This window comes from Mycobacterium sp. (assembly GCF_032159775.1).
Taxonomy (GTDB): Bacteria; Actinomycetota; Actinomycetes; order Mycobacteriales; family Mycobacteriaceae; genus Mycobacterium.
The window spans coordinates 26,259-39,749 of record NZ_JAVHWK010000024.1 but is presented as its reverse complement, the minus strand read 5'-3'; the positions used below and the strand labels follow the sequence as shown (position 1 = coordinate 39,749).

Here is a 13,491-nt window from a genome sequence, read left to right as displayed (position 1 = left end):
GCATCGTGTGTGAATCTCCGGTCATCCCCACCGAGTAGAGGTCTTGACCATCCCAGGCGCGCACTGCTCCGAACCGGTACACCAACACATCGACCTGGCTGGCCAGGCTGGGCCACCGCAGATATGCGGCTAAGTACAGCGCCAAGGCAATAAATAGGACGACCGGCCCCCACACACGGACCGATCGAGGGATGGCGCGGGGTGGGAGATGTTCCTGCACGGTAAGGCGACTCCTTCATCGGTATCCGTCTTCGTTGCCGCCGCCATTTCGAGTACATCGATTCCTGGCCGAATGCCTGGCCGACAACTAACAGGTGAAATGCGGGAGACGTACGACACCTGCTACCCGTCGCAGCGCCCGACAAACGGCTTCGCAGTTTGTCCCCCGCGCCACGGTCAACCGACGGTCAAAAGACCATCTCTGATGGGCGTTGGCAGTCGCGGAATATGCCGCCGAACCGCGGATTCGTGGAGCCGATGACGGGAATCGAACCCGCGTATACAGCTTGGGAAGCATTCCTGCGCCTCGCCGACGGCGGCGATACCGCGACGATCGTCCGGCCTACGCGACTGACCATGGGCACAGACCTGCCGCCACGTACCGCATCGACCGGCTCCGATTGCGCGACGAACCGTTCCGATCTGAACACCCGTCGAGACACCGGATAATCAACCGCCGGGCGGAGGGGCGGTCACCGTCACCGTGGTGGTGCTCGTCGTCGTGCTTGTGGTGGTGCTCGTCACGGTGCTTGTGGTGGTGGACGGCTCGACCGACGTCGGCTCGGCGGAGGTGGTCGGCGGCGCTGACACGGTGCTGGTCTCGGTGATCGTCACTGTCTCGGTCTCCGGTGCAGCAGTCCGCGGCGTCGTGGTCACCGCCGTCGGAGAGATCGGGGTCAGTGTGGTGGTGGTCGTGCTGTCCGCATCGTCGGACCCAATGACAGACCACACGATCAGCGCCAGCAGCAGCGTGACCAGCACCCCCGCCGCAAACATCGCGGCCGGCGTCCGGTACCACGGCACGGGCTCCTCGGGTGGCGGACCCGGAGGTTGGCGCTCGCCGCCATAACCTGTGGGCTGATCGTCGTAATAGCCGCCGTCGCCGGGCGGACCGTAGTTCGACACGGTTGGATGCTAGTCCGGCGACCGGCCGCCTGTGCCGTTCGCCATTGAAGTGGCCGCGCTGCAACGGACTTCGTAGATCGTCGAAGCCTGCTGGCACCTCCGGTTGGGAGTGATCGACGGGTGCGGCGGCGGATCGGTGACTTGCGCGGCGATCTGGCTTTTCGCGTGTCGCCCACCAAGTGCATACCGGCATAGGCGGTCCGGTTAGTGAGCTTCGCAGGCGACAGTGCTACCTCTGTGATGGAGCGAACGCTCTATCGTGGCGGACGTACCCCATTCCCAAATGTGCAACCCGGCTAGGGTCTGCACCGAGACTGCAGCGATTAACTTTTCTGGCGCCTGCCGTCACCTAATATCCGACTTGTGTTCATTGGCGACGTGCGACGGGTGCAGTTGCGCGCTCGGTCGACCCGCACCTGGGTGACGATCGCGGCCGCGGCGGTCGTCCTGTTGCTGGTCGCGTTGCAGGTCACCGCAGGCGTCGCCGGGTTCCAGGGTCCGCTGCACAGCCTGATAAGCGACTACATCGCCACTCCGAAGTCGGCGACGGTGAGTTGGGTGGCTCTCGGCGTGGCCATCGTCGGGTTGACCAACCGATGCCGCATCCTGGCGCTATCGGTGGCCGCCGCGCTCGATATCGGATTCGCCGCGGAGCGCGTCCTACGTGGTGGCGTGCTGACGCTCGGCAACGGGCCGATGATCGTGCTCACGGGATTGGCCGTGGTGGCGTGGCGGCTCTGGACGGGGGCCGAACGAACCACCGCCCTTCGCGGGATCGCGTTCGGATTCCTGCTCATCATTGCGACCAAAGTGGGCGACACGTGGCTGCGCATCACCGCGGCCGTGCGGCCGACGGTCCTGGACGAGTACGCGCTCCTGGCCGACCATGCACTCGCACAAGCGTCGTGGTTGATGGGCAGGCTCGTCGAGGCAGGCGGCCCGGTCCTCAGCGCCCCATTGCACTGGGTGTACATCGAGTTGCCCGCCGCGGCAATGGTTGTCGCGATCTATCAACTGCGCAATGTCCGCACCGGCGTCTGGCCGCGTCACTTCCTGATCCGAACGTTTCTGGTACTCGGCTTGATCGGGCCGGCCATCTACGTGTTGTTTCCGGTCGTCGGCCCGGACTACGCCTTCGGCAGTGCGGGCCACGGCTTCGCGGTCGGCGACTACTGGCCGCACGCGGTTCCGCCGGTCGACCTCACGCCCGTGGCCGTCGCCTTCGACGACTTGACGGCACGCAACTGCATGCCGTCGATGCACACCGCTTGGGCGCTGGCTGTTTTCATCCACTCCCGCGGTGGGCCGTACTGGCTGCGATTGGCAGGCACGTTCTGGCTGGTGGGCACCATCGCGGCGACGCTCGGCTTCGGCTACCACTACGGCGTCGACCTGGTGGCGGGCGCGGTGCTGTGCTTGACCGTGGAGTCGGCGCTGCGCGAACCGGTGCCAGAGCGCATCCGGTCGCCACTGGCGCTGGTCGCGTTCGGCTCAGCGTTCCTGGTGGTCCTTCTGCTGTGCTGCCGCTACCTGGCAGAGGCGATGGCGCACCATCCGTTGTTTTTCGGCCCGCTCATCGTCGTGGCGATGGTCGTGTTCAGCACGGCGTTCTACGCGACCTTCTTCGGCAGAGCGACCGGCGAACCCGGTCGGATCATCGTCGCCGGCGGCGGATCAGATCCATTGATAGAGGACCACATTCATCCCGAGTAGATCCCGGTAGAACTCGTCCGTGTCGGTGACTCCAACGAGGTGACAGAACGCAGATCTGTCAACATTTCGGTCATGTTCGGCACGAAATCCGATCTGCTCTGGCGCGGAAGTACTCTCAGCAGTCATGACACCTCCCCGTGATCCAGGCCCCGGCACGAATTCCTCGACGGCGACCACGACCGGGACCCACTCGACGCGCTGCTCGCCGATGACGTCGTCTTTCATTCGTCTGCCGTCTCACACCCCAGAAAGGTCGCGCCAAGACCGCGATGTACCTCACGGCGGCGGTGAAGTTGTTCGGCGGGACCGACTTTCACTACGTGGGGCAGTGGCTCGGTGAGGTCTCGGCGGTGCTCCAGTTCGAAGCCACCGTGGACGGCGTCTACGTCGACGGAATCGACATGATCGCGTGGAACGAGGACCGGAAGATCACGTCGTTCAAGGTGATGATCCGTCCGTTCAAGGGGGGACAGCAATGGCTGGCATCACGCTAGGCGGTTTCGGACTCCTTAATCAATCGATGTGCTTGGTGGCCCAGTCACCCAACGGGCCAAGCGCTTCGAGCAACTCGACACCGGCGCCGGTCATCGAGTAATCGACCCGCGGTGGCACTTCGTGGTAGCTCTCGCGATGCACGACGCCGTAACGCTGGAGTTCCTCGAGGTTCTGGGTGAGCTCATCCAGTCTCGCGTTAGCGCGGGCCCCATTCGGTGCTCATGTTGTCGTCGGTAATCGTCGGCACACCCTCGGTGCGGGCGAGGATGCCCTCGCGCGTTTCCAGGTTCATTCCGGTTTGCTTGGCCGGGCCGTAGCCGGCCGAGAGCGAGTCGGCTAAAGCCAGAACTTGCTCGAGGCGCGTTTGCTGCTTTGCGTCGGCGAGCTCGAAAACGGGCCTGCCTTCGATGCGGTATCCACGCAATACGCGCTCCCAGCGCCGCCGGTCGAGCGCAAACGGAGAATCGCTGACTGCCATGAAACTGATAAAGCGCAGTGCGTATGGAAATTCGAGCGCGCCTGTGCGCTGCGCTTCGTCCGATCCGGTCGTGTTGTAGAAGAACACCCCGCCCGGCTTGAGGTGGCCGCGGATGAGCTCGAGATACTCCGTCGAAAGCAGGTTAGTGGTGTGTGCGCGCCAATTGAAGCTTGTGTTCTGCACGATGAAGTCGAACTTGCGCTCGGGGTTGCGGGCAAGCCAGCGCCGGCCGTCATCGATGACAGTCGTAGTTTTGGGGTTTGTCAGCACGCCGGCCTCGCCGGGGTATTGCGGAATGACGTCCAAATACGCCGGATTGATTTCGACCACGGTCAATCTTTCGACCTGCGGATGATTCGCAATCACCTGCGCCCAGGAACCGGACGAAAGCCCGACCATCAGCACGTCGCGGGGCGACTGATGCAGCAGGCTGAGGGCGTAGGCACGGACAATCAGGTTGCGGTCGTTCACGAGATCGGTGGAGAAAACGCCGTCGTAAACGCCACCGCCCTGGATCTCCCCGTCCTCCGTGACGCTGACTACGCCGCTCTTGTTTTCTTCCAGGTGCACAAAGCGCTGCCCCGCGTAATTCTTCTTGAAGTAGAGCCGCTCATAGACACCGTCGAAAAGAGAGGGCTGCAGAACGACAATTGCTACGACCGTCAGAGCGATGGCCGCGGCGCGCGCAGTCACCAATTTCACCTCGCGCGACCGGTGTTTGGCGGCGAGCAGCAGCACGAGCGAAAGCGCAACGCCGAGCAGCGCCAGAAAAAACGAAATGCCGCCCAAGGTCCAATGGTCCATCAGCACAAAGCCTGTCACGAGGCTTCCCAGCGCCGAGCCCACGATGTTGGCGAGGTACAGGTAGCTCAATCCCTCGCCCGCCCGGGCATCCGGCGCGATGGCGATGTGGCAGATCAGCGGGAACGTCGCGCCCAGCAAGCCCGCGGCGACGGTTACCAGTGGCAACGAAACCCCCCAGTGCAGCGCGGAGGTAATCAGCGCCGCCGCGGGCACCAGCAGGTAGCCCGTAAGGTTTGCGAACAATACGAAGCCGGAGAGCGAAGCGACCTGCTCCGCCGCCGCCGATTCACGGCAGAACCGCCGGCTGACAAGCGAGCCAAGCGCAATGCCGAGCAGGTAGCAGCCCAGCAATAACGCAAAGGCCTGCGCTACGCCTCCCGAGGCAAACGCGTAAACGCGATACCACAGGATTTCGTAGCTCAGCGCGATGTAACCGCAGAGCGCCGAAAGCAGCAGCGCAAACCAGAAACCGCGCGTATTGAACTGCGCCAACCGTGCGCCATCCTGGATGTCGGCCCTGGGCGATTTCAGCTGCGCGAGCAGGGCGCCGCCACCGACGACAAGGTTGATGCCGAAGGCAAACGTGACAGCGCCCTGCTGTCCTAAGAGGCGCATCAGAAAGGCCGCAACGATGAAACAGGCGAAGGCGCTGCCGAGCGTGTTGACGAAGTACAGCAGCCCCACGCTGCGCCCCACGTTTCCCGAGTGCTTCACGAGATGCGCCGTCAGAAGGGGCATGGTGGCACCCATCAACAGCGAGGGGACCAGCACGAGCAGGAAGGTGAACAGCGCTGTCAGCGGCGCGCTCATTTGGAGGGTCAACTGGCCCACGGCGTGGAACAAGCCCAGCGAGAAGTTGCCAAAGACGCCGATACCAATTTCGATCGCCCCGAACAGGCCCAGCAGCGGCAGGCGCAGCCGCGACAGCCGCCCGCCTGCGAAGCTCCCGAGGCCCAGCCCCAGCATGAAGGCCGTGACCACCACCGTGACGCTCTCGACGTTGATGCCATAGATCGTGAACAGCGAGCGCTGCCAGACAAGCTGGTAGATCAGCGCGGGGATGCCCGAACAGAAAAAGATGGCGCAGATCACCGCCAGGTTCGTCCGCGGGGTGTCCACCGGCGGTTCAGCCATGCGTTTGCTCGGCGATTCGTGCGCGCCCGGCGTGCGCCACACGGCTCCGAATGTCGCGACGACCGCAGCTCCGATCAGGAAGCCGACGACCATAAGCACCCAGCGCGGCCAGGAATCGAGGATCGGCGGGAGGCTGACGGCGAGTGAGACCAACGAGATAACTGTTGCGCCGAGTCATGCCGCGTATTTGCCCATGGTTCCAATTTCCTTCGCCGTATCGCTGCTGTTCAGTGTCCCACCGACGCCCGCGGAGCCAGCAAACCGATTGAGCGCGCGCGTGTCACCTTCACACGGTCAAATGACGGTCAGAAATGGCCAGCCAAGGCCGATCCGAGTCGGCCGATATGCCCGTTAAGCTGGGATTCGTGGAGCCGATGACGGGAATCGAACCCGCATATTCAGCTTGGGAAGTCGATGTTCTGCCAGCGGTTGACCACGCGACGAGGTCAATCGGAAATACCGCTTTTCCCGAATTCATAGGGAAACACCCGATTCGCCGGGGACCTCAGTCAGGGTAGGTTTTGCGCATCGGTCGGGACACATCACCTTTCAGAAGGACTCCACATGAGCACGCATCGCATACCGATCCTACTGGGCCAGGCGGTGGTCGCATGCGCGGCAGCCGCAGGTATGGCTCTGGTATCCGCGGGGCAGGCATCGGCTGCACCGATCGTCACCGACCACTACATCGAAGTTGCGAATTGCGTCGGGCACAGCGAGTTCTGCCCGGTGAACATCAGTGACGCCCCTTCAGTCACCTTCAACAACGGCCTGTTCAACCCGGTCGTCGAATTCATCGCCAATCCGAATCACTGCTCCGACATGATCGCCCATATCATCTTCGACGGGCGCGAATGGGGTTCGAATGTCGTCCACCCGGGCGGCAGTGACGGTGGTTACGAGATCGACGCTGGCTCGGGCAAACACACCGTGGGTGTCCAAGCCGAAGGCATCCCAGGTGGCTGCAACACCGGTTACGTTGGCGCATGGGGCGGCACTCTGCGCATCACCGTCATGGGGAGCCTTAACTAACCCGTTGATCCCTACGTCCCGAGACCATGGGCGAACGCGCGCCATCGTTCGGTATCGCCCTGAACTGGTGTTCCGTGGAGCCGATGACGGGAATCGAACCCGCGTATTCAGCTTGGGAAGCTGATGTTCTGCCATTGAACTACATCGGCAACCCCGGCCAAGCCGGTGAAAACGAAGGCTAACACCCAAGCGGCTACGCTCGTCGGGTGCTGCTCTCAGATCGCGACATCCGTGGCGAAGTCGCCGCAGGACGTCTTGGCATCGACCCGTACGACGAGAGCCTGGTGCAGCCGTCGAGCGTCGATGTTCGGCTCGACAACCTGTTCCGGGTGTTCAACAACACCCGCTACACCCATATCGACCCGTCGACGCGACAAGACGACCTGACCACCCTCGTCGAGCCCAAAGAAGGCGAGCCGTTCGTCCTGCATCCGGGTGAGTTCGTTTTGGGTTCGACGCTGGAGCGGTGCTCGCTTCCCATCGACCTCGCGGGCCGCCTCGAAGGGAAGTCATCGCTCGGCCGGCTCGGTCTGCTGACGCACTCGACGGCCGGCTTCATCGACCCGGGCTTCACCGGACACATCACGCTCGAGCTGTCCAACGTCGCCAACCTGCCGATCACGCTGTGGCCGGGCATGAAGATCGGGCAGCTTTGCCTGCTGCGATTGACCAGTCCGGCGGAAAACCCGTACGGCAGCGCCAAGGTCGGGTCAAAGTATCAAGGTCAACGGGGGCCGACGCCGTCGAAGTCGTATCAGAATTTCATCAAATCGATGTAGGAATCATCGGGGGACCGATGGACGGGGCCATCGATTGACTACGCGCTGACTACGACATCTCCTCCTCCAGTCGCACGCGTACGCGGAGCCGCCGAGGACCATGTCGACACGCTGGCGCATCGGCTGACGGAAATGAAGCTCTGGCGGGAAGTTGAACGGAGGCATTCGCGTTTCCGTTGACGCGAGTAGGGTTTACCTACGGCGCAGGCGAGCATTCGTGCCGTCGCGAGCCGGCCAGGTATTCACCGCCATCAGCAAACGCGGTTGGTTGTAACGCCCGCCCTGGCAGTGGCGATGAATTAACTAGTTGTCGGCCCGCGTGGTACGAGCGCCCGCTAACAACCTAGACAGCGTAGCAAACATTTTGGAGGAGTCAGTGGACATCGTACTGGGTGTGTCGATGACACCTACGACGGTCCGCATGGTGCTGGTCGAGGGCGAAAAGGCGGACGGTGTCACCGTCGACCACGATGCCTTCGACATCAGGCCAGGCGACGGCTCAGCAACGTCGAATGCGGCCGATCAGGTCGCTGCGGCAGTGCTCGGCACCCAGGAGAGTGCCGCCGTCAGCGGCCATCATCTGAAGTCGATCGGCGTCACGTGGACGAACCATTCCGACGCCGCCGCACTGCGCGACACGCTGACCGCTCGCGGCATCGAAGACGTCATGCTGGTATCCCTCACGCATGCCGCTTCGTCGCTCGCGCAGGCGGTCGGCCGCGCGATCGGGTACGACACCACCGCACTGCTGTTCATCGAGAAGGACACCGCCACCCTGTCGGTCGTGCAGACCGAGGACGGGTCGGTGGTCAAGGTGCTCAGCCGCGACCTGCACGACTCCGACGCGATGGCCGTGTTCACCGAGATGGCCAAGTCCGTCGAATCCGCGGAGTCGCCGCCCCAGGGCCTGTTCATCGTCGGATCGGGTGTCGACGCGGCAGCGGTGAAGGCTCACCTGGAGAACTTGGTGGCCCTGCCCGTCAGCGCTCCCGATGAGCCCGAACTCGCACTCGCCCGGGGTGCGGCGCTCGCGTCGGCGCACGCGCCGGAGCTGGAGGCCTCCACCGCAGGTCTCGCCTACTCGCAGGATCGGGACGGCCCCACCGCGGGCAGCGCTTACCCGGAGCTGGCGGCAGGTGCGGTCACGCAGATGGCGGGCATCGCCACCCAGATGGCGCCCGTGAATGCACCGGGCTCGGAAGCGTACTCGGACGCGCTGGCGTATTCCGACGAAGTCGACGTACCCGAGCCCGACGCGTTCGCCGAGGACGAGAGCCGTAAGCCGTTCCTGCTCGTCGGCAGCGCATTGACCTCGATTTTCGTCGTCGGCGTTGTCGCGCTGGTGATCTCGCTGGCGGTGAGCATTCGCCCGACGGTCGACCAGCGGCCCAGTCCCGGCGAGACGCCGGTGATCCCGAGCCAGATCGCGCAGGCCCCGGTGCCGGAGTTGGCCCCCGCCGTTCCCGCGCCTGCTCCTGCTCCCGCTGCTCCGCCGCCGGAAGTCATCAAGGCGCCCGTCCCGGTCGTCCAGCAGGCGCCCGCGCAGGCGCCGAGGACGGTCTTCGTCGAGAAGCCCGCGCCCGCAGCAGCGCTCCCACCCGCACCTGCGGTCGCGCCGCCGGCGCCCCTGCCTGCGGCCCCGGTGCCTGTGCCTGCGGCCCCGGTGGCGCCTCCTGTTGTCGCGCCGCCGATCTACAGCCCGCCGGTGTACAACCCGCAGCCGCCGGTCTACATCCCGCAGCGGCCCCCGGTGTGGGTGCCGCCGTGGCAGAGGCCTGCACAGCAGTCGCCGTGGTATCCACCTCAGCAGATTCCTGACGATCCCCCCCAGCAGGCGCCGCAGTATCCCGGCTCGGGCGGTTACCCCGGCTCCGGTGGCTACCCCGGCTCGGGTTCGGGTGGATACCCGGGCTCGAGTGGCGGCTACCCCGGTTCGGGCTCCGGGCGGTCCGGTTCCGGTGACTACGGCGACGGGGGCTCCGGCTCGCGTGGCGGTAGCGGCGGTGGCCCGAGCATCTGTGTGCTCGGCATCTGCACCGGCGGCCACTAGCCGGTCATCTACCGTTGGCCTCCCGCTAAGTGTCGCTTAGCGGTTAGCTCATCGCGGCCGCCTATACCGGCCTTATGCGATGCACTGTGTTCGGCACGGGCTATCTCGGCGCGACGCACGCCGCCGGCATGGCCGAACTGGGTCACGAAGTACTCGGCGTAGACATCGACCCCGGTAAGGTCGCGAAACTCGCGGGCGGTGAGATCCCCTTCTACGAGCCCGGCCTGCGAAAGATGTTGAGCGACAACCTCGCCGCGGGCCGACTGCACTTCACGACGGACTACGACGCCGCCGTCGAGTTCGCCGATGTGCACTTCCTCGGCGTCGGGACGCCGCAGAAGAAGGGCGAGTACGGCGCGGATCTGCGCCATGTGCACGCCGTCATCGACACCTTGGTGCCGAAGCTGCGGCGTTCGGCGGTGATTGTCGGTAAGTCGACCGTGCCCGTCGGCACCGCATCCGAACTGGGCGCACGGGCGCGCGGTCTGGCCGCCGACGGCGTCGACGTCGAAATCGCCTGGAACCCGGAGTTTCTCCGTGAGGGCTTCGCTGTTCACGACACCCTGCATCCCGATCGCCTGGTGCTCGGTGTCCAGCCGGGCTCGATTCACGCCGAGGCGGCTGTGCGCGCGCTGTACGCGCCCCTATTCGACGAGGGCGTGCCGTTCCTGCTGACGGACCTGCAGACCGCCGAGTTGGTGAAGGTTTCGGCGAACGCTTTTCTCGCGACGAAGATCTCGTTCATCAATGCGATCTCCGAAGTATGCGAGGCCGTCGACGCCGACGTGACGCTTCTCGCCGACGCACTCGGTTACGACCCGCGCATCGGTCGCCGGTTCCTCAACGCGGGCCTCGGCTTCGGCGGCGGTTGCCTTCCCAAGGACATCCGCGCATTCATGGCACGCGCCGGTGAGCTCGGGGCCAACCACGCGCTGACCTTCCTGCGGGAGGTCGACAGCATCAACATGCGCAGGCGCACCCGGATGGTCGAGCTGGCGACGAAGGCGTGCGGCTCGCTACTCGGTGCCAACGTTGCGGTCCTCGGCGCCGCCTTCAAACCCGAGTCCGACGACGTCCGGGATTCACCCGCACTCAATGTGGCAGGCATGCTGCAGCTCAACGGCGCGACGGTGAACGTCTACGACCCCAAGGCGATGGAGAACAGCCAGCGACTTTTCCCGACGCTGAACTACTCCACGTCGGTGGTCGAGGCGTGTGATCGCGCCGATGCCGTGCTGGTGCTCACCGAGTGGCGGGAGTTCGTCGACCTCGACCCGCGCGATCTGGCCGACACCGTGCGCGCGAAAGTCATTGTGGATGGCCGCAATTGCCTGGACTCGGCCAAGTGGACCGACGCGGGTTGGCGGGTGTTCGCATTGGGCAGAAGCAGCACTGTTTGACACTTGTAGAACAACAGCGACGGTCGTAAGCTCGCGTCATGAGGCAACGAATTCGTTGGTTCGCTCTGCACGGCGTCGTCCGAGGCCTCTCCAGACTGGGCCTTCGCAACGGCGATCCACAGGCTCGGCTGATCGCCGATCCCGCGGTGCGGGAGAACCCCGGCGCCTTCGCCGACGAACTGCGCGTCAAGGGCCCGCTGATCCGATGCCGCGCCGTGCTGATGACCGTCGACCACGGCGTCGCGCATGAACTTCTGCGCTCCGACGATTTCCGGGTGACCGAGCTGGGCGGCAACCTGCCCAAACCGCTGCGCTGGGTCGCCAAGAAGACCGATCCCGGACTGCTACACCCGCTGCGCCCGCCTTCGCTGTTGTCTGTCGAGCCGCCCGATCACACCCGGTACCGCAAGCTGGTGTCGTCGGTGTTCACCCCGAGAGCCGTTGCCACACTGCGGGAACGGGTCGAAGAGACCGCGACGACGCTGCTCGACCAACTCGAAGGCGACACCGATGTCGTCGACATCGTCGACCGATACTGCTCACAGCTTCCCGTCGCGATCATCGGTGACATCCTGGGCGTCCCCGACGAGGACCGGCCGCGCATCCTGCATTACGGCGAGATGGGTGCGCCGAGCCTCGATATCGGGCTGTCCTGGCAGCAGTTCCAGCAGGTGAATGCGGGCATCGTCGGCTTCAACGGCTGGCTCGAGCGCCATCTGACGCACTTGCGCAGCAATCCCGGCGACGATCTGATGAGCCAGATCATCAAGGCCTCCGACGAGGGTCCGAAGCTGGCAGGCGATGAGCTGCAGGCCCTCGCCGGCCTGGTGCTTGCCGCCGGCTTCGAAACCACAGTGAACCTGCTGGGCAACGGGATTCGGATGCTTCTCGACGCACCGGAGCATCTCGAGACGCTCGCCGCCCGACCGCAGCTGTGGCCGAACGCGGTCGAGGAGATTCTGCGGCTGGAGTCCCCGGTGCAGATGAGTGCGCGCATCGCATGCAAGGACACCGATGTGGCGGGTATCCGGGTGGGCAAGGACGAACTCGTGGTCCTGCATCTGGCCGGCGCCAACCGCGACCCGAATGTCTTCTCCGATCCGCATCGGTTCGACATCGAACGCGACAACGCGGGCAGGCATCTGTCCTTCTCCGGAGGCAGGCACTTCTGCCTGGGTGCGGCGCTGGCCCGCGCCGAAGGGGAGGTCGGTCTGCGCACGTTCTTCGACCGGTTCCCCGACGCCCGGCTGGCGGGCAGCGGCAGTCGCCGCGACACCAGGGTGCTGCGCGGCTGGTCGTCGCTTCCGGTCACGCTCGGAATGGCGCGCGCGATGAGTTCGCCGGCCTGATCCGGTCGTAACTCACATGCCGATAAAACATGTATTGGCGGTTGTGCCCGTATCCGATATCGACAGAAGTGAGCAGTGGTACGCGTCGCTGTTCGGGCGGCCCGCCGACAACAATCCGATGCCCACGCTCGTCGAATGGCAGGTGCTTCCCGGCGCCTGGGTGCAGGTGTTCAGCGACCCGGAGCGCGCGGGCAGGGGCCTGCTCAACTTCGCCGTCGACGACCTGGAGAAGCATATGGCCGAGATCGGTGGGCGCGGCGTCGCATCGGAAGCGATCGTCGACGCCAGCAAGGGCGTGCAGATCTCGATGGTGACCGATCCGGACGGAAACGCGATCGCGTTCATCGGGGGATTCCGCGTCGACTATTGAGTTAGGTTCGTCATGTGGATGTCCGTGCTGCGCTCGTCGAGGAGACCGGGGCATTCGGCGAACTGATTCGCACCGCCGATCCGACCACTCCCGTTCCGACATGTCCCGATTGGACGGTCCGGCAGCTGTTCCGCCACGTCGGCCGTGGTAACCGGTGGGCGGCACAGATCGTCGCCGACCGGCGCGACGAGGCGCTGGATCCGCGGGATGTACCCGACGGCAAGCCGCCCGACGATATCGACGCGGCAATCGATTGGCTGAATACGGGCGTTCAACTGCTGCTCGACTCCGTCGACGCGGCGGGCGCACACACCGCTATCTGGACCTTCATCGGCCCACGCCCTGCCCGCTGGTGGGTGAGGCGCAGGCTGCACGAGGCGACCGTGCACCGGGCCGATGCCGCTATCGCGGTCGGCGCCGACTATCCGCTGTCCCCCGAATTGGCGGCCGACGGCATCGACGAATGGCTGGAACGCGTCGCGGTCGAGGTGAGCGCCGAATCGTCGCCACTGGACGCGGGAAAGACATTGCATCTGCATGCCACCGACGACCTCGGATCCGCAGGCGAGTGGACGATCACCGGCACGGGCGACGGGATAGCGTGGTCGCACGAGCACGGCAAGGGTGACGCTGCGCTGCGGGGAAGCGCGAAGGATCTGCTGCTGGCCGTGGTCCGCCGTCAGACGGCGGCCGAGGGCGACCTCGAAGTGTTCGGCGACACCGCCGTCTGGGACGGGTGGCTGGGTCGTACCCCGTTCTGAG

11 protein-coding genes, 1 tRNA gene and 2 pseudogenes are annotated in these 13,491 nt (G+C 65.0%); 9 read left to right on the top strand and 5 right to left on the bottom strand.

The genetic code is table 11. The features are described 5' to 3' along the window. Positions 1–669: 669 nt before the first annotated feature. Positions 670–1,125: a hypothetical protein gene (locus QOJ24_RS02750; protein ID WP_526258862.1), complete on the bottom strand. Its 456-nt coding sequence runs from the start codon at positions 1,123–1,125 to the stop codon at positions 670–672. Positions 1,126–1,488: 363 nt separating this feature from the next. Here QOJ24_RS02750 and QOJ24_RS02745 point away from each other — a divergent pair, with 363 nt between their 5' ends. Continuing rightward, positions 1,489–2,838 carry a phosphatase PAP2 family protein gene (locus tag QOJ24_RS02745; protein ID WP_526258860.1) on the top strand — a complete coding sequence of 450 codons (1,350 nt, stop codon included), beginning with the start codon at positions 1,489–1,491 and terminating at the stop codon, positions 2,836–2,838. On the opposite strand, the gene QOJ24_RS02740 is transcribed toward QOJ24_RS02745, so the two are convergent. After that, the gene (locus QOJ24_RS02740) at positions 2,800–3,063 is read right to left on the bottom strand and encodes a hypothetical protein (protein ID WP_526258868.1); all 264 of its coding nucleotides are present in this window, start codon (positions 3,061–3,063) and stop codon (positions 2,800–2,802) included. The two genes, QOJ24_RS02745 and QOJ24_RS02740, sit on opposite strands and share 39 nt — an antisense overlap. Here QOJ24_RS02740 and QOJ24_RS02735 point away from each other — a divergent pair. Further along, positions 3,037–3,332: pseudogene (locus QOJ24_RS02735) on the top strand (nuclear transport factor 2 family protein). The gene QOJ24_RS02740 and the pseudogene QOJ24_RS02735 overlap by 27 nt on opposite strands. 19 nt (positions 3,333–3,351) lie before the next feature. Here the strand turns inward: QOJ24_RS02735 and QOJ24_RS02730 are convergent. Together QOJ24_RS02730 and QOJ24_RS02725 are read right to left on the bottom strand one after the other, a co-directional pair. Continuing rightward, positions 3,352–3,513: pseudogene (locus QOJ24_RS02730) on the bottom strand (winged helix-turn-helix transcriptional regulator); the annotation flags it as partial. A gap of 16 nt (positions 3,514–3,529) precedes the next feature. Continuing rightward, the gene (locus QOJ24_RS02725; protein WP_526258858.1) at positions 3,530–5,902 is read right to left on the bottom strand and encodes a fused MFS/spermidine synthase; all 2,373 of its coding nucleotides are present in this window, start codon (positions 5,900–5,902) and stop codon (positions 3,530–3,532) included. 411 nt (positions 5,903–6,313) lie between these two features. Between QOJ24_RS02725 and QOJ24_RS02720 the strand changes: the two genes are divergently transcribed. Next, entirely contained in the window at positions 6,314–6,781 is a 468-nt protein-coding gene (locus QOJ24_RS02720) for a hypothetical protein (protein ID WP_526258856.1), read from the top strand. Between the two features lie 75 nt (positions 6,782–6,856). On the opposite strand, the gene QOJ24_RS02715 is transcribed toward QOJ24_RS02720, so the two are convergent. Next, a tRNA-Gly gene (locus tag QOJ24_RS02715) sits at positions 6,857–6,930 on the bottom strand. A gap of 57 nt (positions 6,931–6,987) precedes the next feature. Between QOJ24_RS02715 and dcd the strand changes: the two genes are divergently transcribed. The 6 genes from dcd (at position 6,988) to QOJ24_RS02685 (ending at position 13,490) form a co-directional block, all read left to right on the top strand. After that, complete coding sequence (gene dcd, locus QOJ24_RS02710; RefSeq protein WP_526258854.1) at positions 6,988–7,560, top strand: dCTP deaminase; 573 nt, start codon at positions 6,988–6,990, stop codon at positions 7,558–7,560. 376 nt (positions 7,561–7,936) lie between these two features. Then, complete coding sequence (locus QOJ24_RS02705) at positions 7,937–9,610, top strand: DUF7159 family protein (RefSeq protein ID WP_526258852.1); 1,674 nt, start codon at positions 7,937–7,939, stop codon at positions 9,608–9,610. A 74-nt stretch (positions 9,611–9,684) separates the two neighbouring features. After that, the gene (locus tag QOJ24_RS02700; RefSeq protein ID WP_526258850.1) at positions 9,685–11,010 is read left to right on the top strand and encodes a UDP-glucose dehydrogenase family protein; all 1,326 of its coding nucleotides are present in this window, start codon (positions 9,685–9,687) and stop codon (positions 11,008–11,010) included. A 38-nt stretch (positions 11,011–11,048) separates the two neighbouring features. Next, a complete protein-coding gene (locus QOJ24_RS02695; RefSeq protein WP_526258848.1) occupies positions 11,049–12,359 on the top strand; it encodes a cytochrome P450 in 1,311 nt (436 codons plus the stop codon). 16 nt (positions 12,360–12,375) lie between these two features. Further along, entirely contained in the window at positions 12,376–12,729 is a 354-nt protein-coding gene (locus tag QOJ24_RS02690) for a VOC family protein (RefSeq protein ID WP_526258846.1), read from the top strand. Between the two features lie 14 nt (positions 12,730–12,743). Next, the gene (locus QOJ24_RS02685; RefSeq protein ID WP_526258844.1) at positions 12,744–13,490 is read left to right on the top strand and encodes a maleylpyruvate isomerase family mycothiol-dependent enzyme; all 747 of its coding nucleotides are present in this window, start codon (positions 12,744–12,746) and stop codon (positions 13,488–13,490) included. The last annotated feature ends 1 nt before the right edge of the window (position 13,491 follow it).

Excerpts from the sequence above, each read along its gene's own strand:
- QOJ24_RS02720 (WP_526258856.1), top strand. The coding sequence starts at position 6,314 with ATGAGCACGCATCGCATACCGATCCTACTGGGCCAGGCGGTGGTCGCA.
- QOJ24_RS02690 (WP_526258846.1), top strand. The coding sequence starts at position 12,376 with ATGCCGATAAAACATGTATTGGCGGTTGTGCCCGTATCCGATATCGAC.
- QOJ24_RS02695 (WP_526258848.1), top strand. The coding sequence starts at position 11,049 with ATGAGGCAACGAATTCGTTGGTTCGCTCTGCACGGCGTCGTCCGAGGC.
- QOJ24_RS02740 (WP_526258868.1), bottom strand. The coding sequence starts at position 3,063 with ATGAAAGACGACGTCATCGGCGAGCAGCGCGTCGAGTGGGTCCCGGTC.
- QOJ24_RS02700 (WP_526258850.1), top strand. The coding sequence starts at position 9,685 with ATGCGATGCACTGTGTTCGGCACGGGCTATCTCGGCGCGACGCACGCC.